The 18623-nt window shown below is 75.1% G+C and carries 17 protein-coding genes; 5 read left to right on the top strand and 12 right to left on the bottom strand.

Features of this window, described 5'->3' with window-relative positions:
- Positions 1-9: 9 nt before the first annotated feature.
- From nirD to AB0F13_RS17915, 4 genes are read right to left on the bottom strand one after another with little or no spacing between them, the layout of a single operon-like run.
- Complete coding sequence (gene nirD / locus AB0F13_RS17900; RefSeq protein ID WP_362082516.1) at positions 10-456, bottom strand: nitrite reductase small subunit NirD; 447 nt, start codon at positions 454-456, stop codon at positions 10-12.
- Positions 453-2954 (bottom strand): nitrite reductase large subunit NirB, encoded by a 2502-nt coding sequence (gene nirB / locus AB0F13_RS17905; RefSeq protein ID WP_362082673.1) that lies wholly within the window; start codon positions 2952-2954, stop codon positions 453-455. Before nirB ends, nirD begins: the two co-directional genes overlap by 4 nt.
- A 38-nt stretch (positions 2955-2992) precedes the next feature.
- Positions 2993-4342: an FAD-dependent oxidoreductase gene (locus AB0F13_RS17910; RefSeq protein ID WP_362082519.1), complete on the bottom strand. Its 1350-nt coding sequence runs from the start codon at positions 4340-4342 to the stop codon at positions 2993-2995.
- Complete coding sequence (locus AB0F13_RS17915) at positions 4339-6480, bottom strand: molybdopterin oxidoreductase family protein (protein ID WP_362082522.1); 2142 nt, start codon at positions 6478-6480, stop codon at positions 4339-4341. Before AB0F13_RS17915 ends, AB0F13_RS17910 begins: the two co-directional genes overlap by 4 nt.
- Positions 6481-6671: 191 nt before the next feature.
- Between AB0F13_RS17915 and AB0F13_RS17920 the strand changes: the two genes are divergently transcribed.
- Positions 6672-7823 (top strand): uroporphyrinogen-III synthase, encoded by a 1152-nt coding sequence (locus AB0F13_RS17920; RefSeq protein ID WP_362082525.1) that lies wholly within the window; start codon positions 6672-6674, stop codon positions 7821-7823.
- A gap of 30 nt (positions 7824-7853) precedes the next feature.
- Here AB0F13_RS17920 and AB0F13_RS17925 read toward each other — a convergent pair whose 3' ends face one another.
- Entirely contained in the window at positions 7854-8120 is a 267-nt protein-coding gene (locus tag AB0F13_RS17925) for a hypothetical protein (protein ID WP_362082528.1), read from the bottom strand.
- Between the two features lie 70 nt (positions 8121-8190).
- The gene (locus AB0F13_RS17930; RefSeq protein ID WP_362082530.1) at positions 8191-8565 is read right to left on the bottom strand and encodes an RNA-binding S4 domain-containing protein; all 375 of its coding nucleotides are present in this window, start codon (positions 8563-8565) and stop codon (positions 8191-8193) included.
- Positions 8566-8713: 148 nt separating this feature from the next.
- On the opposite strand from AB0F13_RS17930, the gene AB0F13_RS17935 reads away from it, so the two are divergent.
- On the top strand, positions 8714-9256 hold the full coding sequence (locus AB0F13_RS17935) for a hypothetical protein (RefSeq protein ID WP_362082533.1): 543 nt from the start codon (positions 8714-8716) through the stop codon (positions 9254-9256).
- A gap of 15 nt (positions 9257-9271) precedes the next feature.
- Here the strand turns inward: AB0F13_RS17935 and AB0F13_RS17940 are convergent, their stop codons facing one another.
- Complete coding sequence (locus tag AB0F13_RS17940) at positions 9272-9793, bottom strand: DM13 domain-containing protein (RefSeq protein WP_362082536.1); 522 nt, start codon at positions 9791-9793, stop codon at positions 9272-9274.
- A gap of 94 nt (positions 9794-9887) precedes the next feature.
- A complete protein-coding gene (gene map / locus AB0F13_RS17945) occupies positions 9888-10655 on the bottom strand; it encodes a type I methionyl aminopeptidase (protein ID WP_362082539.1) in 768 nt (255 codons plus the stop codon).
- Positions 10656-10740: 85 nt separating this feature from the next.
- Here map and AB0F13_RS17950 point away from each other — a divergent pair, with 85 nt between their 5' ends.
- Positions 10741-11016: a helix-turn-helix transcriptional regulator gene (locus tag AB0F13_RS17950; protein WP_362082542.1), complete on the top strand. Its 276-nt coding sequence runs from the start codon at positions 10741-10743 to the stop codon at positions 11014-11016.
- Between the two features lie 496 nt (positions 11017-11512).
- Here the strand turns inward: AB0F13_RS17950 and AB0F13_RS17955 are convergent, their stop codons facing one another.
- Both AB0F13_RS17955 and AB0F13_RS17960 read right to left on the bottom strand, forming a co-directional pair.
- Positions 11513-12229 carry a phenylalanine--tRNA ligase beta subunit-related protein gene (locus AB0F13_RS17955; RefSeq protein WP_362082545.1) on the bottom strand — a complete coding sequence of 239 codons (717 nt, stop codon included), beginning with the start codon at positions 12227-12229 and terminating at the stop codon, positions 11513-11515.
- Between the two features lie 93 nt (positions 12230-12322).
- Positions 12323-13753 carry a PLP-dependent aminotransferase family protein gene (locus tag AB0F13_RS17960; protein ID WP_362082548.1) on the bottom strand — a complete coding sequence of 477 codons (1431 nt, stop codon included), beginning with the start codon at positions 13751-13753 and terminating at the stop codon, positions 12323-12325.
- Between the two features lie 50 nt (positions 13754-13803).
- Between AB0F13_RS17960 and AB0F13_RS17965 the strand changes: the two genes are divergently transcribed.
- Positions 13804-14259: a carboxymuconolactone decarboxylase family protein gene (locus tag AB0F13_RS17965; RefSeq protein ID WP_362082551.1), complete on the top strand. Its 456-nt coding sequence runs from the start codon at positions 13804-13806 to the stop codon at positions 14257-14259.
- Between the two features lie 28 nt (positions 14260-14287).
- Here the strand turns inward: AB0F13_RS17965 and AB0F13_RS17970 are convergent, their stop codons facing one another.
- The gene (locus tag AB0F13_RS17970; protein ID WP_362082676.1) at positions 14288-15268 is read right to left on the bottom strand and encodes a GlxA family transcriptional regulator; all 981 of its coding nucleotides are present in this window, start codon (positions 15266-15268) and stop codon (positions 14288-14290) included.
- A gap of 211 nt (positions 15269-15479) precedes the next feature.
- Here AB0F13_RS17970 and AB0F13_RS17975 point away from each other — a divergent pair, with 211 nt between their 5' ends.
- On the top strand, positions 15480-16682 hold the full coding sequence (locus AB0F13_RS17975) for a PP2C family protein-serine/threonine phosphatase (protein ID WP_362082554.1): 1203 nt from the start codon (positions 15480-15482) through the stop codon (positions 16680-16682).
- Here the strand turns inward: AB0F13_RS17975 and AB0F13_RS17980 are convergent.
- On the bottom strand, positions 16589-18190 hold the full coding sequence (locus tag AB0F13_RS17980) for an alpha/beta hydrolase (RefSeq protein WP_362082557.1): 1602 nt from the start codon (positions 18188-18190) through the stop codon (positions 16589-16591). The genes AB0F13_RS17975 and AB0F13_RS17980 overlap by 94 nt on opposite strands.
- Positions 18191-18623: the final 433 nt, after the last annotated feature.

An 18623-nucleotide genomic window follows, 5' to 3' on the forward strand; every position in this document is an offset into this window, starting at 1 on the left:
TCCGTGAGGCTATGAAGGGGCGGTTTCCGGCCGGTGTGCGTTCCCCGTCGGTGGTGCAACATCTCCCGCACACGGCCCCGCGGGGGGTGTGAGGCGGACGCGCCATACCGGCAGTGCCGCCGGGCTGCCGCCCGGCGCGGACGGCTCGTCCAGGCAGGCCCCGGTCCTGAGGTCGAAGGCCTGCTTGTACATGGGCGAGACGACCACCGGTACCGCGCCCCGGCTGCCGAGGATGCCGCGGGAGATCACGTGGGCCCCGCTGAACGGGTCGCGGTTGCCCACCGCGTACACCTCGCCCGCGCGGTCGCGGAAGAGCGCGATCTGGTGGCCGTCCAGGAGCACGGCCGCGCCGCGCCCGGGCACCAGGTCACGGTAGGCGCACGCGGGCAGCCAGGCGCCGCCCGCCCCGGCTCCCGGCCCGGTCCCGATTTCGATCTCGATGAGGGGTCCGGTCATCGTGCCGCCACCGCCTCGTTCTCGCGGGCCGGGCGGATCTGGCCGCGCTCGGGCATGAAGCGCACGCCGGGGTCCGGGGTACCGGGCGCGTTGGCGAAGGAGACGAAGCGGCGCAGCCGTTCGGGGTCGGCGAGGGTGGCGCGCCACTCGTCCTCGTAGGTCTGCGTGTGCCGGGCCATCAGCGCGTCGAGTTCGGCGCAGATGTCCAGCGAGTCGTCGACGATGACGGCCCTCAGGTGGTCGAGGCCGCCCTCCATGCGCTCGATCCAGGGGGCGGTGCGCTCCAGGCGGTCGGCCGTGCGGATGTAGAACATCAGGAAGCGGTCGATGGTGCGTAGGAGCGTGGCGTGGTCGGCGTCGGTGAGCAGGAGATCGGCGTGGCGGGGTGTCATGCCGCCGTTGCCGCCGACGTAGAGGTTCCAGCCGGCGGAGGTGGCGATGACGCCGAAGTCCTTGCTCTGTGCCTCCGCGCATTCGCGGGCGCAGCCGCTGACGGCTGCCTTGATCTTGTGCGGGGAGCGCAGGCCGCGGTAGCGCAGTTCGAGTTCGATGGCCAGTGCCACGGAGTCCTGTACGCCGTAGCGGCACCAGGTCTGTCCGACGCAGGACTTCACGGTGCGCAGGGCCTTGCCGTAGGCGTGTCCGGACTCGAAGCCGGCGTCGACGAGACGGCGCCAGATGAGGGGGAGCTGGTCGACGGTCGCGCCGAGCATGTCGATGCGCTGCCCGCCGGTGATCTTGGTGTAGAGGCCGAAGTCACGGGCGATCTCGCCGATGGTGATCAGCCCGGCGGGGGTGATCTCGCCGCCGGGCACGCGGGGCACGACGGAGTAGGAGCCGTTGCGCTGGATGTTGGCCAGGAAGTGGTCGTTGGTGTCCTGCAGCGCGGCCTGTTCGCCGTCGAGGATGTGGACGGAGTTGCCGAGCTGCGGGTTGAGGGTGGCGAGGATGGAGCCGACGACCGGCTTGCAGGTGTCGCAGCCCTCGCCGCCGCGGCCGTGTTCGTCCAGGAGGCGGGAGAAGGTGGTGACCTTCTTGACCCGGACGATCTCGAAGAGCTCGGCCCTGGTGTGGTCGAAGTGCTCGCACAGCCCCTTGGCCGGCTCCACGCCGCTCGCGGCGAGTTCGCCGGCGACGATGGTGCCGATCATCTTGACGCAGGAGCCGCAGCCGGTGCCCGCCTTGGTGCAACGTTTCACCGCCGCCAGGTCCGTGCAGCCGTCCTCGGTCACGGCCGCGCGGATCGCGCCCTTGGAGACGCTGTGGCAGGAGCAGACGAGTGCCTCGTCCGGCAGCGTCACGGGACCGGCACCGCCGCCCGCCGGGGTGGGCAGCACGAGCAGTTCGGGGGGCGTGGTGAGCGGGGTGCCCGCCGCGGCGAGCGGGCGCAGCAGGTCGTATGACGCGGCGTCGCCGACGAGGACCCCGCCCAGGAGGCGGCCGTCGGGGCCGACGACCAGCTTCTTGTAGACGCCCTCGCGGCTGTTGGCGTAGAGCACCTCCAGCGCGCCCTCACCGGTGCCGTGGGCGTCGCCGAAGCTGGCGACCTCGACGTCGAGGAGCTTGAGCTTGGTGGCGAGGTCGGCGCCGGTGAAGGAGCCGCGGCCGCCGGTGAGTTCCGCCGCGGCCGCCTCGGCCATGGCGTACCCGGGGGCGACCAGGCCGTAGACGCGGCCGTCGGCCGCCTGCGCGCACTCGCCGATGGCCAGGACGTGGGGGTCGGCCGTGCGGCAGCCGGCGTCGACGACGATGCCGCCGCGCTCCCCGACGGGCAGCCCGCAGGCGCGGGCGAGCTCGTCGCGGGGGCGTACCCCGGCGGAGAAGACGACGAGGCCGGCGTCGATGCTCGCGCCGCCGGAGAGGGTCAGCGCGCGGACCGTGCCGTCCGCTCCGGCGTCGACGGACTGTGCCGCGGCGCCGGTGTGGACGGCCACGCCCAGCTCCTCGATCCTGCGGCGCAGCGCGGCACCGCCGCCCTCGTCGACCTGGACCGCCATCAGCCGGGGGGCGAACTCGACCACGTGGGTTTCGAGCCCCATGGCCCGCAGGGCCCCGGCGGCCTCGAGTCCGAGCAGGCCGCCGCCCACGACGGCTCCCACGCGGGTGTGCGCGGCGCGGGCGCGGATGGCTTCGAGGTCCTCGATGGTGCGGTAGACGAAGCAGCCGGGGGTGTCGTGGCCGGGCACGGGCGGCACGAAGGGGCGGGAGCCGGTGGCCAGGACGAGCGCGTCGTACTCCACGGTGTGCCCGGAGCGGGTGGTGACGGTCCGGGCCGCACGGTCGACGGCGGTGGCGGGGTCGCCCAGCCGGAGGTCGATGCCGTGTTCGCCGGCGAAGCCGTCGGGCCACAGCGACAGTTCCGCGGCGGTGGTGCCGGAGAACCAGGAGGTGAGCCGGACCCGGTCGTAGGCGGGGCGCGGTTCCTCGGCGAGGACGGTGATGTGCCAGGCGCCCGGGGCGCGTTCGGTGAGCGCGTGGAGGAGGCGCTGGCCGGCCATGCCGTGGCCGACCAGCACCAGACGCCGTCGGGTGTCCCTCACAGGGGGTCTCCTTCCGTGGTGAGCAGGTGCAGGGGGTCGGGGGCCAGGGGCTCGCCCCGTTCGAAGGCGTGGATGAGGTCGCCGGCCGTGGCGAGGTCGCCGACGAGGATCGCGCCGGTGAGTTCGGTGCCGCGCAGGGCGAGCTTGCGGTAGGTGCCGCGGGTGGCATCGGCGAGGCGGAGGGTGTCGGTGCCCGTGCCGTGGTGGCCGGCGCTGTCGCCGAGGGCCGCGATCTGCAGGGGGCCCGCACTGAGCCGCAGGATCCGCGGCGACCCGGTGTAGCGGGCGTCGGGGCGTGCCCCGGACAGCCGTGCGGCCAGGACGTCGGCCTGCTCCCAGGCGGCCTCGGCGCGGCCGTGGACGGTGCCGCGGTGCTCGGCGCAGTCACCGATGGCGTACACGCCGGGCGCGGAGGCCGCCAGGGTGTCGTCGACGACGACCCCGCCGGCCACGGTCAGTCCCGCGGCGCGGGCGAGGCGGGTGCGGGGGCGCGCGCCGCAGGTGAGGACGGCCAGTTCGCTCTCCAGGAGCCGGCCGTCGGCCAGTTCGAGGCCGGTGACGTGGTCGTCGCCGAGCAGGGCGCAGACGCCGGCCCCGAGGTGAACGGTCACGCCCATGCCTTCCAGCGCCCTGCGTACGGTGGCGGCGGCCGGCGCGTCGAGGTGACGTTCCATCAGGTGTGGTGCGTGGTGCACCAGGTGCACCGGCAGCCCGCGCGCGGCGAGGGCGTGGGCGGTGCCGACGCCCAGGACGCCGCCGCCGATGACGACGGCCCGGCGGGCACGTGGCACGTCCTCGGCCAGACGGGCGCAGTCGTCGAGGGTGCGCAGCGTGTGCACCCCGCCCTTCAGCCTGCGGCCTGCGGCCGGGGGCGTGTGGGTGCGCGGATCCGGGCATGTGCTGGTGCGCACGCGCAGGCCGGTGGACGTGGTCGTGCCGGTGAGCCGACGCGGGTCCGGTCCGGGCTCCCGGTCCGCGGGCTCGTGGAGGTTGCGGATGTCCGGCAGTACCGCTTCCGCGCCGATGGCGAGCACAAGTGCGTCATAACGGACGCTCTGCCCCGTGGCCGTCCGCAGGGTGCGGGCCTGCGGGTCGAGCGCGGTGATCTCGGTGCCGGGTCGCACGTCGGCGTCGCCCGCCGGCAGTTCCAGGGCGGTGGGGGCGTAGCGCCCGGCGAGAGCGCCGGTGAGCAGCGCCCGGTTGTAGGGGGCGTGGGCTTCCCGGCCGTAGAGGGTGACCTCCAGCGCCCCGGGCCGGGCGAGCGAGAGCGCCTGGTGGGCGAAGCGGGCGGCGGCCATGCCCGCTCCGGCGACGGCGACGCGCAGGGGCGCGGTGCCCGCCCTCATGCCGTCCCCCCGGGCGGGGTCTTCTCGACGCGGACCGCGCACACCTTGAACTCGGGCATGCGCGAGACGGGGTCGAGTGCCGGGTTGGTGAGGTTGTTGGCACTGCCGGCGCCGGGCCAGTGGAAGGGCATGAACACGGTGTCGGGCCGGATCGTGGGGGTGACGTGTGCGGGGGCCGTGGCCCGGCCGCGCCTGCTGGTGACGGTCAGCGGGTCGCCGTCGGCGACGCCGAGCCGGGCCGCGAGACGGGGGTGCAGCTCCACGAACGGGCCGGGCGCGGCCCGTTGGAGGGCCGGGGTGCGGCGGGTCTGGGCGCCGCTCTGGTACTGGGCGAGGACCCGGCCCGTGGTGAGGCGCAGCGGATAGTCGGCGTCCGGCTCCTCGGCGGCCGGCCGGTGGGAGACGTCGGCGAAGCGTGCGCGTCCGTCGGGGGTGGCGAAGCGGTCCAGGAACAGCCGGGGTGTCCCAGGGTGTGCCGGCCGGCCGGCGGCGGTGGCGGGACAGGGCCAGAACACGCCGTTCTCCGCCGCGACGCGCTCGTAGGTGATGCCGGAGTAGTCGGCCTGGCCGCCCGCCGACGCCTGCCTGAGCTCGTCGAAGGCCTCCTGCGCGGTGTGCGGGAACCCGTGGCCGACGCCCAGTCGGCCGGCGAGGGCGCGCAGGATGGCCAGGTCGGTGCGGACTCCGTCCGGCGGGCTCAGCGCGGCCCGGCGCAGGATCACGCGGCCTTCGAGGTTGGTCATGGTCCCGTCCTCCTCGGCCCACTGGGCCGACGGCAGTACGACGTCGGCGAGTTCGGCGGTCTCGGACAGCACGACGTCGCAGACGACGAGGTGGTCGAGCGCGCGCAGCCGTTCGCGGATGTGGCCGGCGTGCGGTGCGGAGACGGCCGGGTTGGACCCCATCAGCAGCAGCGCCCGTACCCCGCCGTCGGTGCCGAGGCCGTCCAGGATTTCGTAGGCCGAGCGCCCGGGGCCGGGCAGGGTGTCGGGGGCGACGCCCCAGACACCGGCGACGTGGGCGCGGGCGGCGGGGTCGTCGATGGCGCGGTAACCGGGCAGCTGATCGGCCTTCTGACCGTGTTCGCGGCCGCCCTGGCCGTTGCCCTGCCCGGTCAGGCAGCCGTACCCGGACCGGGGGCGGCCGGCCCGGCCGGTGGCCAGGCACAGGTTGATCCACGCGCCGACCGTGTCGACGCCCTTGCTGTGCTGCTCACCGCCGCGCGCGGTCAGCACCATGCCGGTGGGGGCGTCGCAGAACAGCTCCACCGCCCGCCTCATGTGCGCCACGGGCACGCCGGTGAGGCGTTCGACGCGCTCGGGCCAGTGCGCCATGGCCGCGGCGCGGGCCCGCTCGTAGCCGGTGGTGCGGGTGGCCACGAACTCCTCGTCTACCCGGCCTTCGGTGATGACGAGGTGGAGCAGGCCGAGGGCGAGCGCGAGGTCGGTGCCGGGCAGGGGCCGCAGGTGCAGATCGGCGAGGTCGGCAGTGCGGGTGCGCCGCGGGTCGACGACGACCAGGCGCCCGCCCGCCTCGCGCAGCTCGCGCAGGTGACGCACGGCGGGCGGCATGGTGTCGGCGGGGTTGGCGCCGACGAGCACGAGGCAGCCGGTGCGGGAGACGTCCGCCAGCGGGAACGGGAGCCCCCGGTCGAGGCCGAAGGCGCGGCGCTGGGCGGCGGCGGCCGACGACATGCAGAACCGGCCGTTGTAGTCGATGTTGGCGGTGCGCAGCACGACGCGGGCGAACTTGCCCAGCAGGTAGGCCTTCTCGTTGGTGAGGCCGCCGCCCCCGAAGACGCCGACCGCGTCCCGCCCGTACCGGCTCGCCGCGGCGGCCAGGCCCTGGGTGGCCCGTTCGAGGGCCTGGGGCCAGCTCGCCTCGCGCAGCCGGCCGGTGCGGTGGTCCCGTACGAGCGGCGTGCCGAGCCGGGCCCGGGCGGACAGGACGGCGGCGGCGCTGCTGCCCTTGCCACACAGGGCCCCCTGGTTGACGGGGAAGTCCGGGCGCTCCTCGACCGCGACGGCGGGCTCGCCGGGGGCGGCCGGCTCGACGGGGCGCAGGCGCATGCCGCACTGCAGGGAGCAGTACGGGCAGTGGGTGTCGGTGGACGACGGTGACGACGGTGCGGCGGGCATGTCACGAAGCGTCGCGGTCGCCTGTTACAGCGGTGCGACGGCCACGTTGCCACGGCCGTACAGGGCGCGCACCCGGCCCATGCCGTGGTGTGCGGGGGACGACACGTATACGTAGGCGGCGCGGTCGCGGGCTAACGTCCCCGTGACGTGCGCGCAACGGTGCCTTAACTCCTCTCGGCGACCCTCTGCCCATGAGGACAGCAACAGCGGTGGAACCGCCATGGCCGCAGGGGCCGCTGACCGGTTTCACCGTGGGCGTCACGGCGGACCGGCGCCGCGACGAGCTCCGCGCCCTCCTGGAGCGCCGTGGTGCCGCAGTCGTCGGCGCGCCCGCCCTTCGGATGGTGCCGCTGTGCGACGACGCCCTGCTCTACGAGGCCACCGAAGCCTGTCTCGCCGGTGGTCCGGACTACGTGGTGGCGACGACCGGGGTGGGCTGGCGCGGCTGGATGAGCGCGGCGGAGGGCTGGGGCACGGCCGGTCGCCTGGTGGCGGCGTGCGGTGACGCGGTGCTGGTCAGCCGTGGTTCGAAGGCCGCGGGTGCGCTGCGCGCCTGCGGGCTGCGCGAGGCCTACGCCCCGGAGTCCGAGGCACTGGACGACGTACTGGCCTGGCTGCTGGCCCGCGGCCTGCGGGGGCGCCGCATCGCCGTGCAGGAACACGGCGCACCGCTGCCGGAGTTCACCGCGGCCCTGCGGGACGCGGGTGCCGTCGTCATCGAGGTGCCCGTCTACCGGTGGGGCCCGCCCGAGGACCCGGCGGCGGTGCGCCGGCTCGCCGAGCAGACCGCGCGGCGCGAGATCCACGCGCTGCCCTTCACCAGCGCGCCGGCCATCGAGGCCTTCCTGGACGCCGCCGGGTCCGCCGGCCGCCGGGCCGAGGTTCTCGACGCGCTGCGCGGGGACGTCCTGCCGGTGTGCATCGGGCCGATCTGCGCCCGGCCCCTGCTGAGTGCGGGGGTGCCGTGCGTGTGGCCCGAGCGGGGCCGGCTGGGCTCGCTGGTCCGCACCCTTTCGCGGGAGCTCGCGGACCGCTGCCGGCAGGAGCTCGACACCCCCGCCGGGCCGCTGGTCCTGCAGGGATCGGCGGTCCTGGCCGGCAGCAGGACGCTGTTGCTGCCGCCGCTGCCGGCCGCGGTGCTGCGGGCGCTGGCGGAACGGCCGGGCACCGTGCTCAGCCGCACGGAGCTGCTGCGGCGGGTGTGGAGCGGCCCGCCGGGGCAGCGCCCGGAGGAGCACGCGGTCGAGGCGGCGGTGGCCCGGCTGCGCACCGGTCTGGGCCCGTACGGGCACCTGGTCCGTACGGTGACCAAGCGCGGCTACCGGCTGGCCACCACGCCCTGACCTCGGCTTTTCCTGTGGTTCCGGTGCGGTCTAGAGCGGCAGGAGGCTGGTGACCTGGGCGGGCAGGCCCACGACGGGTGCCAGTGGGCCGGCGGCCTCGACGGACCGGCCGCCGCGGGCCTCCTGATTGCCCTGGCCGTTCGCCCCGTTCCCGCCGGGTGAGTCGCCGTCAGGGGAAGGGGCGGCGTGCCGCGGGACGACGGTGGCGGCGTTCGGTACGGACGGGGCCACGGACGCGGCCGAGGCGGCGCCCGCGGAGAGGATGAGAGCTGCGGCGGCTGCGATGCGCTTGGTCATGCCCGCATTAACGTCGCCGGAATACCGCAGACACGATTCTTCACCGGCGCGGGTGCCGCGGCCGGCTCCTTCAGTGCCCGCGCAGCTGTTCCGTCTCGCGCCGGTCGCGCTTGGTGGGGCGGCCCGTGCCGCGGTCGCGCCGGCCTGCCGGCGCCACGGCCTCGCGCGGCGGCGGGGGCGGGGAGTTGTCGATGAGGCATTCCGCCGCCACGGGCGGCCCGACCCGCTTGCGGACCAGGCGCTTGACGACCACGATCCGCTCGCGCCCCTCGTGCCGCAGCCGCACCTCGTCCCCGGCCTTGACCGTCTGGGCGGGCTTGGCACGGTCGCCGTTGATGCGGACGTGCCCGGCACGGCAGGCCGCGGCCGCCAGCGAGCGCGTCCTGGTGAGCCGTACGGACCAGATCCAGGCGTCGACCCGTACCGTCCCCTCGTCTGTCTCCATGCCCGCACTCTAGGCCAGTCGGACGGGGAAGCGGTGTTGACTTCTTCGGCTCCCGGTGCAACGTATGACGTGTTCACATCAGACCCCCACCTCTTCGCTCCGGCCCACGGCCGACACGGCCGTACCCCGGACGGAAGGGAGCACGGCGATGAACACCCCGACCGGCCTGCACAGGCGCAGACGCACCCTGACGAGCGCGGCCTTCGTCGCCGCGCTGGCGAGCGCGGGCATCGGACTGGGCGCGCCGCCGGCCACGGCCGACCCCGTGTCCGTCGGCTACACCTGCACCGGCCCGGGCGCCCCCGACGGCGTCCAGTCCCTGCGGGTCACCATGGCGGCCCCGGCCAGCGTCCCGCAGGGCGGCACCGCGGAACTCGCGCTGGAGGTCACCACGCAGATGACGGTGCCGATCAGCGTCCCGGCGCGCAGCGTGACAGGGGAGATGACCATCGACCTGGGCGGTGCGGCATCCGGCAGCGTGAGCGCCACCGGGTTCACCAACCCGGCCCGCATACCCAGCGGATCCGCGGTGACCCTCACCGGCGGCACCGCGTCGGCCCGGCTCGACACCGCGGGCCTGACGACCTTCACCCCCTCGAACGCCTCGGTGCACGTCTTCGGAGTGACGGTCGAGTGCGTGGTCTCCGGCACCGCGCCCGTGGCCGCGACGACGGACGTCACGGCCGGATAGGGCGCCCGGCGGCCTTCAGGCCCGGGTGAGGGCGGCGGCGCCGAAGGACACGTCGAAGCGGTCGCACCAGATGCTGACGCTGCCGTACCGGTTGAGGTCGAGGCCGGCGGGCAGGGCGTAGTTCTGGTCGCCCTTGTTGCCCTTGAGCTCGCCCAGGCTGACATGGGCGCCGTCGTCGAAGACGTGCCAGCCGGCCCGGCCCTGCTTCACCGGGGCATCGGTGATCAGGACCCGCAGGTCCGGGCCGTTGCTGGTGTCGAGGTTCTCCAGGCGCAGGACGCGGCTGCCGTCGGGCAGGCGCAGGATGCGCACCGTGCCGGTGGTGGTGTGCTCGTGGCTGATCAGCCGGCCGGTCGCCAGGGTCCGCACCCCGTCGCCGGGTGCCCCGCCGGCCGCGGGCGCGGATTCCCGCACCGTCTCGTCGACCCACAGCTTCCACGGCTGGAACCAGTACAGCCCCACCCCGACCGCCAGGGTGCCCAGCGCCAGCACCGCGATGACGATGGGCCTGGTCAGCAGCCGTCGTACGCGTCCCATGTTCCGCTCCTCTTCAGCCGTGTTCCGTCCTCACTCCTTGAGAACGCCGGCGGGGCCCCCGGGGATCCGCGAATCCGGTGACGGAAGTATTGCGTCACGGGAGCGTGAGGATGCGCGGCCCGTCGTCGGTGATGGCGACGGTGTGCTCGATGTGGGCGGCGCGGCTGCCGTCGGCGGTGCGCAGGGTCCAGCCGTCGGGGGCCGCGCGGTAGTCGTCGCGGCCACCCGCCAGGAGCATCGGTTCGATGGCCAGGACCAGCCCGTGCCGCAGCGGCAACCCGCGGCGGGGCTTCCCGCGGTTGGGAACGTGCGGCTCCTCGTGCATCCGCCGCCCGATGCCGTGCCCGCCGAAGTCTGCCGGAACGCCGCACCGGGCGGCGCGGGCGACGCCCCCGATGGCGTGGGAGATGTCGCCGACGCGGTTGCCGACGACGGCCGCGGCCATGCCTGCCTCCAGCGCCCGCCGGGTGGTCTCGATCAGGGCCAGGTCCGCCGGGCGCGGGGTGCCGACGGTGAAGCTGACGGCGGCGTCGCCGGCCCAGCCGTCGAGCACGGCGCCGCAGTCGATGCTGACGAGGTCGCCGTCGCGCAGCCGGTAGTCGTCGGGGATGCCGTGCACGACGGCGTCGTTGACGGAGGCGCAGATGACGGCGGGGAAGGGGCCGGGGGCGAAGGAGGGGTGGTAACCGAGGAAGGGCGAGGTGGCCCCGGCCTTGCCGAGGACCTCGCGCGCCACCCCGTCCAGCTCGCGCAGGCTCACCCCCACATCAGCGGCGTCCCGCACGGCGGCGAGGGCCTGCCCCACGACGCGGCCCGCCTCGCGCATGGCCTCCAGCGCCGCGTCCGTCTTGATCTCCACCATCTCCGCCGTCCCCTCCTGACGTGCTGTCCGGCGCATTGCCGGAGCAGCCCGGACCAATTCTTATACCGGTATTAGTATCACGGGCATGGTGAGAACTCCTCTGACTCCGTGGGAGCGGCAGCGCGGCGAGCGCCTGGGCGCGCTGCTGCGGCAGGCGCGTGGCAATCGCAGCATGGTGGAGGTGGCCGCCCGGGCCGGGCTGTCCGCGGAGACCCTGCGCAAGATCGAGACGGGCAGGGCGCCGACGCCCGCCTTCTTCACGGTCACGGCGCTGGCGAGCGCCCTGGGGCTGTCGCTGGACACCCTCGCCGACGCGTGCGTCGAGGACCTCCCTGCCGCCGATGAGCCGATGACGGCGTAGCGCCGGCGCGGCTGCGCCGCGTGTGGCGGGGAGACGGCGTGGCGTGCTGCCCGGCGCGGCGGCCGGTGACCTTCCGGCCCACGCAACGAGAACCGGAAGCGCCCGCCATCGCCGCGCACCTCCTCGGCGCGGCCGCGACCGACGACCCGCACGGCGGCAGGCGCCGTCCACCGCCGCAGGGGCCGGGGCGCCATGCCGCCCCGTGCGGCCGTCGGCGGCCTGCCGCCGCACACGGTGCGGGCCGGAGAGGCCTACCGTTCGGCGCGGGCGGGGGCCGCGCGGCCCCGGCGCCCCCGCGATCGTCGACCCGCACGGCGGCAGACGCCGCCCAGCGCCTCAGGAGACAGCGCGGCGCACCGCCCCAAGCGGCGACCGGCGGCCTTCCGCCTCACACAGCGTGCGGGCCGCAGCTGCCCACCGTCGCCGCGCGGCCCCGGCGCCCCCGGTGGACCGCCGGCCCCCGCGGCGGCAGATGACGCCCCCGCCCCCGCCTAGGTCACCGCACCAGGCGTGCGGCGACCGTCGCCCCGGGGCTGCTCGCGAGGAGGGCCTCCGTCAGGGCGTCCGCAGCGGCGGTCAGCCGGGTGTCGTCGAGCGGGCCGAGGGCATCGAGGATGAACACCGCGCGGGTGGTCGTGAGGGTGAGGCGGGTGCGGGTGCACTGGCGCCAGTTCCAGCGGCGGCAGGTCACGCCCGCGTCGTCGCGCCACACGACCTCGCCCGGCGGGCAGTTCTCCACCACGTCCTCGCCGCCCGCCGTCGTCACGAAGGGCTCCTCGCCGGTGGCGCGGACCAGCCGCGCCGGGCCGGTGTAGTGGTCGAGGTCCTCGCCGCCGAGCGGCAGGACGTGGGCGACGGAGATCGCGTTGTAGATGTCCGTGAGCCGGTCCACGCGCGGCAGTCCGGCCTCCGCGCGGCGCAGCAGCGCCTCCGCGCTGGGGCGGGTGCGCTGCGGCTTGGCCCCGAAGGCGCGGAACGCCTCGCGCCAGGCGGCCAGGTGGGGGTGGTCCTCGGCCGGCGTCTTCGCGAGCCGGGCCCGGGCGGTCTCCTCGGCCGAGGAGAGCAGCGCCTCGCTCGCCTGGTCGCTCGGTCCGGGCCGCAGGCCCTCCGCGGTGAGGACCAGGGCGCGGTAATCGGGCCGCAGGGCGCGCACGGCGGGGTCGATGGTGACGGTGTCGAGCCAGGCCTTGATGTCGGCGCTGTCGGATGCCATCCGGTCTCCTCAGGTCAGTAAGCTGCACTGAAAGGTTCTTCTGACTGTACCAAGGGGGGCGTGCGGTCCCGCCCCGCGGACGGCACCCCGCTCTCAGGACGACGGCGGCAGCGCCTGGCACAGCGCGTCCAGCGCGCCCGCGAAGGCGTGCTCCGGCGGGGTGCCGTAGCCGACGACGAGGCCGTCGTCCGGCACACCCGTGGCCTCGCCGTGCCGGTAGAGTTCCAGCCCCTCGACGGCGAGCCCCTGCCAGGCGGCGGCCCGCACCACGGCCCGTTCGGTGCCCGGCGGGAGTCCGAGCACCGCGTGCAGACCGGCCGCGACGCCGGTGATCCGCACGTGCGGGGCGCGTTCGGCGAGGACGGCGACGAGCCGGTCGCGGCGCCGGCGGTAGTGGCGGCGCATGCGGCGCACATGGCGGTCGTAGGAGCCGGAGGCGATGAAGTCGGCGAGGGCCAGCTGCTCCAGGGCGCTCGCCCAGGACTCCCGCTCCCCCTTCACCGCGAGCACGGCATCCACCAGGTGCCCCGGCAGCACCATCCAGCCCAGACGCAGCGCCGGGGAGAGGCTCTTGCTGACCGAACCGATATAGACCACGCGCTCCGGGTCCAGGCCCTGTACGGCTCCGACCGGCTGGCGGTCGTAGCGGAACTCGCCGTCGTAGTCGTCCTCCAGGACCAGGCCGTCCTCCTCGACGGCCCAGTCGACGAGCGCCGCCCGCCGCGCGGGCTGCAGCGGGCCACCCGTGGGGAACTGGTGCGCGGGGGTGAGCAACACCGTACGGGCGCGGGTCTCCCGCAACCGGTCGACGCGCGCGCCGTGTTCGTCGATGGGCAGGGTCGCCGTGGCAAGTCCGGCGGCGGTCAGCAGGGAGCGGTGGAAGCCCAGCCCGTACGACTCCACGGCGACCGTGCCGTCGAGCACCCGGCCCAGCAGCCGCAGGGCGCCCGCGAAGCCGGAGCAGATGACGATCCGCTGCGGGTCGGCGCGTACGCCGCGGGCGCGGGCGAGGTATTCGGCCACGGCGCGGCGCAGTTCGGGGCGGCCGCGGGGGTCGCCGGGGCCGAAGGCCTCGTGGGGGGCGGCGGTGAGCGCGCGGCGGGTGGCGGCGATCCAGGCGGTACGGGGGAAGGCGGAGGCGTCCGGGGTGCCCTGGACCAGGTCGTAGGCGGGGCGCCGGGGGCGGGAGGGGGTGGTGGGCTTGCGGGGGCGCTGGGGGCTCGGCGGTTCCGCGCGGTGGGCGACGCGGGTGCCCGAGCCCTGCCGGGCGGTGAGCCAGCCCTCGGCGACGAGTTCGGCGTAGGCCTCGGCGACGGTGTTGCGGGCCAGGCCCAGGTCGGTGGCCAGCGAACGGTAGGGCGGCAGCCGGGTGCCGGGCGTGAGCCGGCCCGTGCGGACGGCCTCGCGCAGCGCGCGCATCAGTGCGCCGCGCCGGCCGCCCGGCCCGTCGGACAGCTCCAGGTGGAGGTCGCTTCCCGAGCTGTCGGCGGGCGTCGGACCCGCCTGATTGACCTTCGGTTTCATCCCCGAATTGCACCATGGAGCAGGCCGGTTCCATGCCTAGGGTCGTGACCATGACGACGACACAGCGCGCACAGCGCATGAATTTCACCAAGGCCGCCCCCAAGGTCTTCAAGGCCATGATCGCGCTGGACGCGGCCGCGACGGCGGGCCTGGAACCGGCCCTCGTCGGCCTGGTCCAGATCCGTGCCTCACAGATCAACCACTGCGCGTACTGCCTGGACATGCACACCCGCGACGCGCGTGAGGCCGGTGAGAGCGAGGAGCGGATCTTCCTGCTCAGCGCCTGGCAGGAGGCCGGCCTCTACACGGACAAGGAGCAGGCGGCGCTCGCCCTGACCGAGGCGGTGACCGTCCTGACCGACGGCTTCGTGCCCGACGAGGTGTACGAGCGGGCCGCCCGGCACTTCGGCGAGGAGGAGCTGGCGCATCTGATCGCACTCATCTTCACCATCAACGCCTGGAACCGGATCGCCGTCACCACACGGAAGATCCCCGGGTCGGAGTGATGTCGGCGGCGGGGCTGCCACCCGGGAGTCAGCCCCGCCGGAACCGGTCGCGGTAGGCGGCCGGTGACACGCCGGCCTCGCGGACGAAGGCGCGCCTCATCGTCTCGACCGTGCCGAAGCCGCACTGTCCGGCGATGGCGTCGACGCTGTCGGCGGTGCTCTCCAGCAGGGCGCGCGCCGCGGCGACCCGGGCCCGTTCGACGTACGCGCCCGGGCTGGTCCCCACCTGCCGGCTGAACTGCCGGCTGAAGTGGCGCCGGCTCATTCCCAGCCGGGCGGCCAGCGCGGGCACCGACAAGTCGTCGGCGGGGTGGGCGTCGATGGCCTCGACGAGCTCGCGCAGGGCGCCGCCGCGCGGCGGGTCGGCGCGGCTGAAGGTGCTGAACTGCGACTGGCCGCCGGGCCGCTGCATGAAGACCACCAGGAACTTCGCCACGGCGCGGGCCAGTTCGGGGCCGAAGTCCTCCTCCAGCAGGGACAGCGTGAGGTCGATGCCGGCGGTCACGCCGGCCGAGGTCACGACCGCGCCGTCCCGGACGAAGATGGCGTCGGGTTCCACGGAGACGGCCGGGTAGCCGGCGGCCAGTTCGGAGCAGAACGCCCAGTGCGTGGTGGCGCGGCGCCCGTCGAGGAGGCCCGCTTCGGCCAGGACGAACGCGCCGGTGCACACCGAACCCGTGCGCCGGGCCCCGGCGGAGAGCCGTCGCACGTGCCGGAGCAGGTCGCGGTCGGCGGCGGCCTCGGCGTACCCCCGGCCGCCCGCCACCACGAGCGTGTCCGGGGGCTTGCGCACCCTCGCGAGGTCCGCGCCGACGCCCAGGTGGGCGTCGGCGGAGGTGGCCACGGGCCGGCCGCCCAGGGAGGCCAGGCGTACACGGTAGCCGGCCTCCGCCTCGGACGCGGCCCGGTCGAAGACGTCCAAGGGACCTGCGACGTCCAGCAATTGCACTCCGTCGTACACGACGATCAGCACGTCGTGCGTCTCCACCTTGCCGCTCACAGTGGCCATCATCGGCGACCCGTCCGCGCGGCACCGCGGAAGGTCACGGCGATCACCTTTATGGAGTAATGTCCTTTTTTCGGGGCATAGGACCGTTCATGCCAAACCGGTGTCCGTGCGCCGGACACCGATGGGCGTTCCATCCCACCATCCGACGAAACGTGCCGCGCGGCCGGTCCGCTTGCGGCGGGACGTCCGCCGCCTAGGGTGGGAAACCACCATGAAGCGAGACCCAGGTCGCGACAGGCCGCCCGAGACATCCCCGCTCCCGCGCGGCGCGCGCCTGCTCGTCGCGGCCGCCTACGCGCTGCTCACCGTCGCCGTCGCGCTGGATCTGTGGACCAACCCCCAGCTGACCTTCTCCCCCGTCCTCGCCACGGCCCCCGCGCTCGCCGGCATCGGCGGCACCCGGCGCGCCCGCGTCCCCCTGACGGTGGGCCTGCTCGCCCTCGCCTTCGTCCCCCTCCTCGGCCTCGCCGACACCGAGGTGCCGCTCGCCGTCCACCTCACCGCCGGCGCCACGGTGCTGGCCATCACCTGCGTGAGCACCGCCAACGTCGTCCTTGTCTCGACCCGGGAGCGCGAACTGCTGCAGTCGCGCTCCGTCGCGGAGGCGGCGCAGCGCACCCTGCTGCGCCCGCTGCCGGAGCGGATCGACGGGCTGCGGGTGGCGGTGCGCTATCTGGCGGCCGACGCCGAGGCCCGCGTGGGCGGCGACCTGTACGAGGTGCTCGCCACCCCCTTCGGGACCCGGCTGATCGTCGGCGACGTGCGGGGCAAGGGCCTGCCGGCCATCGAGACCGCGGCCGACGTGCTCGGCACCTTCCGGGAGGCCGCCCAGGTCGAGCCGGAGCTGCGCACGGTGGCCCGGCGGCTGGACGCCACGGTGGTGCGGCGCCGGGTGGGCGAGGAGTTCGTCACCGCGGTCCTGCTGGAGGTGGCGGACCCCGACGGCCCGGCGGAGCTGGTCAACTGCGGCCATCTGCCGCCGCTGCTGTGGCGCGCGAGCGAGGTCACCGAGGTGCAGACGCCGGAGCCCGACCCGCCGCTGGCGCTGCGGGAGCTGGCCACGGGCCCCTACCACTTCCTGCACTTCGCCTTCGCGCCGGGCGATCTCCTGGTGCTGTACACGGACGGGGTGACCGAGGCCAGGGACGCGTCCGGCCGCTTCTATCCGCTGGCCGAGCGCCTGGCGGGCATGCCGGAGCTGGCACCGGGCCCGCTGGTGGACCGGCTGGTGGCCGACCTACGCGCGTACACCGGCGGTGCGCTGTCCGACGACGCCGCCCTGCTGGTCGTGCGCCGGGAGCGGCGGCGCTCGGCGGCGCCTCAGCCGCTGCACTCCACCTTCGGCGGTGGCAGCCTTCCCCCGACGAGGAACGCGTCCACGGCCGCGTCGGTGCAGTCCGAGCCGCTGGCGTAGGCCGAATGGCCGGTGCCTTCGCGGACGACGAGGGAGGCGGTGCCCAGGTTCTTCCGCACGGCCTCGGCATTGCCGAGCGGTGTGGCCGGGTCGACGGACCAGGAGACCAGGACCATGCCCGGGGCGCCGGGCGCCGTCAGCGGCTCGGCCCGGCCCGTGGGCGCGAGGGGCCAGGCGGCGCAGTGGAACATGGCGGTGGCAACGGTGGCCCCGAACAGCGGTGACGTCTTCTCGAACTCACCCAGGTCGGCCAGGAGTTCGCCGGTGCTGCGGGGGCCCGGCTTGTCGAGGCAGTCGACGGCGTTGCGGGCCATCGTGGGGTCCACGGGCGTCTCGTCCCGGGAGCCGGCCTTGTCCGAGCCCTGCTCCTGCGTCTGCACCTGCACCTGTTCCACGGCCAGGGCGATGAGGGCGTCCGGCCTGCCGGCCATCGCGTCGAGCAGCGCCCGCGTCAGGTCCGGCCACCTGTCCGACTGGTAGAGGGGCGCACGGATGCCCTGGACGGCCAGGCCGGTGGTGAGCCTGCCGCCTCCGGACGCGGGCACGGGGTGGGCATCCAGGCCCCGTACGAACTCGGTGGTCGTGGCGACGATCTCGCCGGGCGTCCGGCCGAGGGCGCAGCGCAGGGCGGCGCAGGCCCGCGCGTAGCTCGCGAAGCTGTCGTCGAGGGACTTGACGTCGTTGCGGGCGGTGCGGGTCTGGTCGGTGCCGGGGTCCACGACGCCGTCGAGGACGAAGCGGCCCACCCGGTCGGGGAAGAGGTGGGCGTAGTGCTGGCCGATGTAGGTGCCGTAGGAGATGCCGAGGTAGTTCAGCCTGTTCTCGCCGAGGGCGGCGCGCAGCACGTCCAGGTCGCGGGCGACGCTGACGGTGTCCATGTGGGGCAGCAGCCGGCCCCCGGCCCTGCGGCAGCTCTCGCCCTGCTCGGCGGCGGCCCTGAACTCGGCGTCCACCTGTTCACGGGTCCGCGGGATGAGGTCGCCGCCCGTGCCCTGGGGGCACTTGAGCGGTGCCGAGCGCCCGACGCCCCGGGGGTCGAAGCCGACGAGGTCGTAGCGGTCCATCACCCGGGCCGTGGCCTCGAACGCGCCGCCGGCGACCATGGCGGCGCCCGCCTCCCCGGGGCCGCCGGGATTGAACACGAGGGAACCGAGCCGCCGCTCACGCCCCGGCGCCCTCACGCGCACCACCCGGAGGTCGATGCTGTGCTCGTCGGGCGCGTTGTAGTCGACGGGCACGGTGAGCCAGGCGCAGTCCGCCTCCGGGCGCAGTGCGGCGCCGCCCCGGACGGCGTCCTCGGTGGAACAGGCCTTCCAGGCCAGGCGCTGCCGGGCGATGTCCGGGGGCAGGCCGGGCAGAGTCCTGTGCGGCGCGCGCTCCCGCGGTGCGGCGGAGGGGGCGGGCGAGACCCGGCGCTCGCGGCCGCCGCCGTCGGCGGCGGTGCATCCGACGGCCAGGAGGGCCACGGCGACGACGGCCGCCACGACTGTGCCGGGCCGCTCACGCATCGCCTCACACCTCCAGGACCCCCCGCGCCCAGTCCACTGGGCGCGGGCGGCGGGCGCAGCCGGAGCAGGGCCAACGGGATGACACGCGCCCGCCCGGGCGGGGCCGGCCCTCCACGTCACGCCCCGCCGACGGGCGAGGAACAACCGGGCTCGACGCCCCGCTGCGCCGAACGTGTACGCGGTGGTGGCGTCGACGCGCCGCTGCCGCGGTCACCACGGCGACCCCGCACCACCGCTGCCGCGCCGAACGGATACCCGGTGGTCGCATCCACGCGCCACTGCCGCGGCCACCACAACGACCCCGCACCACCGCAACCGCGCCGAGCAGATACCGGATGGTCGCATCCACGCGCCACTGCCGCGGCCACCACAACGACCCCGCACCACCGCAACCGCGCCGAGCAGATACCGGATGGTCGCATCCACGCGCCAC

The sequence above is a fragment of the Streptomyces sp. NPDC026206 genome, from assembly GCF_040638465.1.
Lineage (GTDB): Bacteria > Actinomycetota > Actinomycetes > Streptomycetales > Streptomycetaceae > Streptomyces.

Coding starts and splice junctions, on each gene's coding strand:
- AB0F13_RS17950 (WP_362082542.1), top strand. CDS start 10,741: ATGGTGAGAACTCCTCTGACTCCGTGGGAGCGGCAGCGCGGCGAGCGC.
- nirB (WP_362082673.1), bottom strand. CDS start 2,954: ATGGCCGGCCAGCGCCTCCTCCACGCGCTCACCGAACGCGCCCCGGGC.
- AB0F13_RS17920 (WP_362082525.1), top strand. CDS start 6,672: ATGAGGACAGCAACAGCGGTGGAACCGCCATGGCCGCAGGGGCCGCTG.
- AB0F13_RS17940 (WP_362082536.1), bottom strand. CDS start 9,793: ATGGGACGCGTACGACGGCTGCTGACCAGGCCCATCGTCATCGCGGTG.
- AB0F13_RS17960 (WP_362082548.1), bottom strand. CDS start 13,753: ATGAAACCGAAGGTCAATCAGGCGGGTCCGACGCCCGCCGACAGCTCG.
- AB0F13_RS17930 (WP_362082530.1), bottom strand. CDS start 8,565: ATGGAGACAGACGAGGGGACGGTACGGGTCGACGCCTGGATCTGGTCC.
- nirD (WP_362082516.1), bottom strand. CDS start 456: ATGACCGGACCCCTCATCGAGATCGAAATCGGGACCGGGCCGGGAGCC.
- AB0F13_RS17980 (WP_362082557.1), bottom strand. CDS start 18,190: ATGCGTGAGCGGCCCGGCACAGTCGTGGCGGCCGTCGTCGCCGTGGCC.
- AB0F13_RS17910 (WP_362082519.1), bottom strand. CDS start 4,342: ATGAGGGCGGGCACCGCGCCCCTGCGCGTCGCCGTCGCCGGAGCGGGC.
- AB0F13_RS17975 (WP_362082554.1), top strand. CDS start 15,480: ATGAAGCGAGACCCAGGTCGCGACAGGCCGCCCGAGACATCCCCGCTC.
- AB0F13_RS17925 (WP_362082528.1), bottom strand. CDS start 8,120: ATGACCAAGCGCATCGCAGCCGCCGCAGCTCTCATCCTCTCCGCGGGC.
- AB0F13_RS17915 (WP_362082522.1), bottom strand. CDS start 6,480: ATGCCCGCCGCACCGTCGTCACCGTCGTCCACCGACACCCACTGCCCG.
- AB0F13_RS17965 (WP_362082551.1), top strand. CDS start 13,804: ATGACGACGACACAGCGCGCACAGCGCATGAATTTCACCAAGGCCGCC.
- map (WP_362082539.1), bottom strand. CDS start 10,655: ATGGTGGAGATCAAGACGGACGCGGCGCTGGAGGCCATGCGCGAGGCG.
- AB0F13_RS17935 (WP_362082533.1), top strand. CDS start 8,714: ATGAACACCCCGACCGGCCTGCACAGGCGCAGACGCACCCTGACGAGC.
- AB0F13_RS17970 (WP_362082676.1), bottom strand. CDS start 15,268: ATGGCCACTGTGAGCGGCAAGGTGGAGACGCACGACGTGCTGATCGTC.
- AB0F13_RS17955 (WP_362082545.1), bottom strand. CDS start 12,229: ATGGCATCCGACAGCGCCGACATCAAGGCCTGGCTCGACACCGTCACC.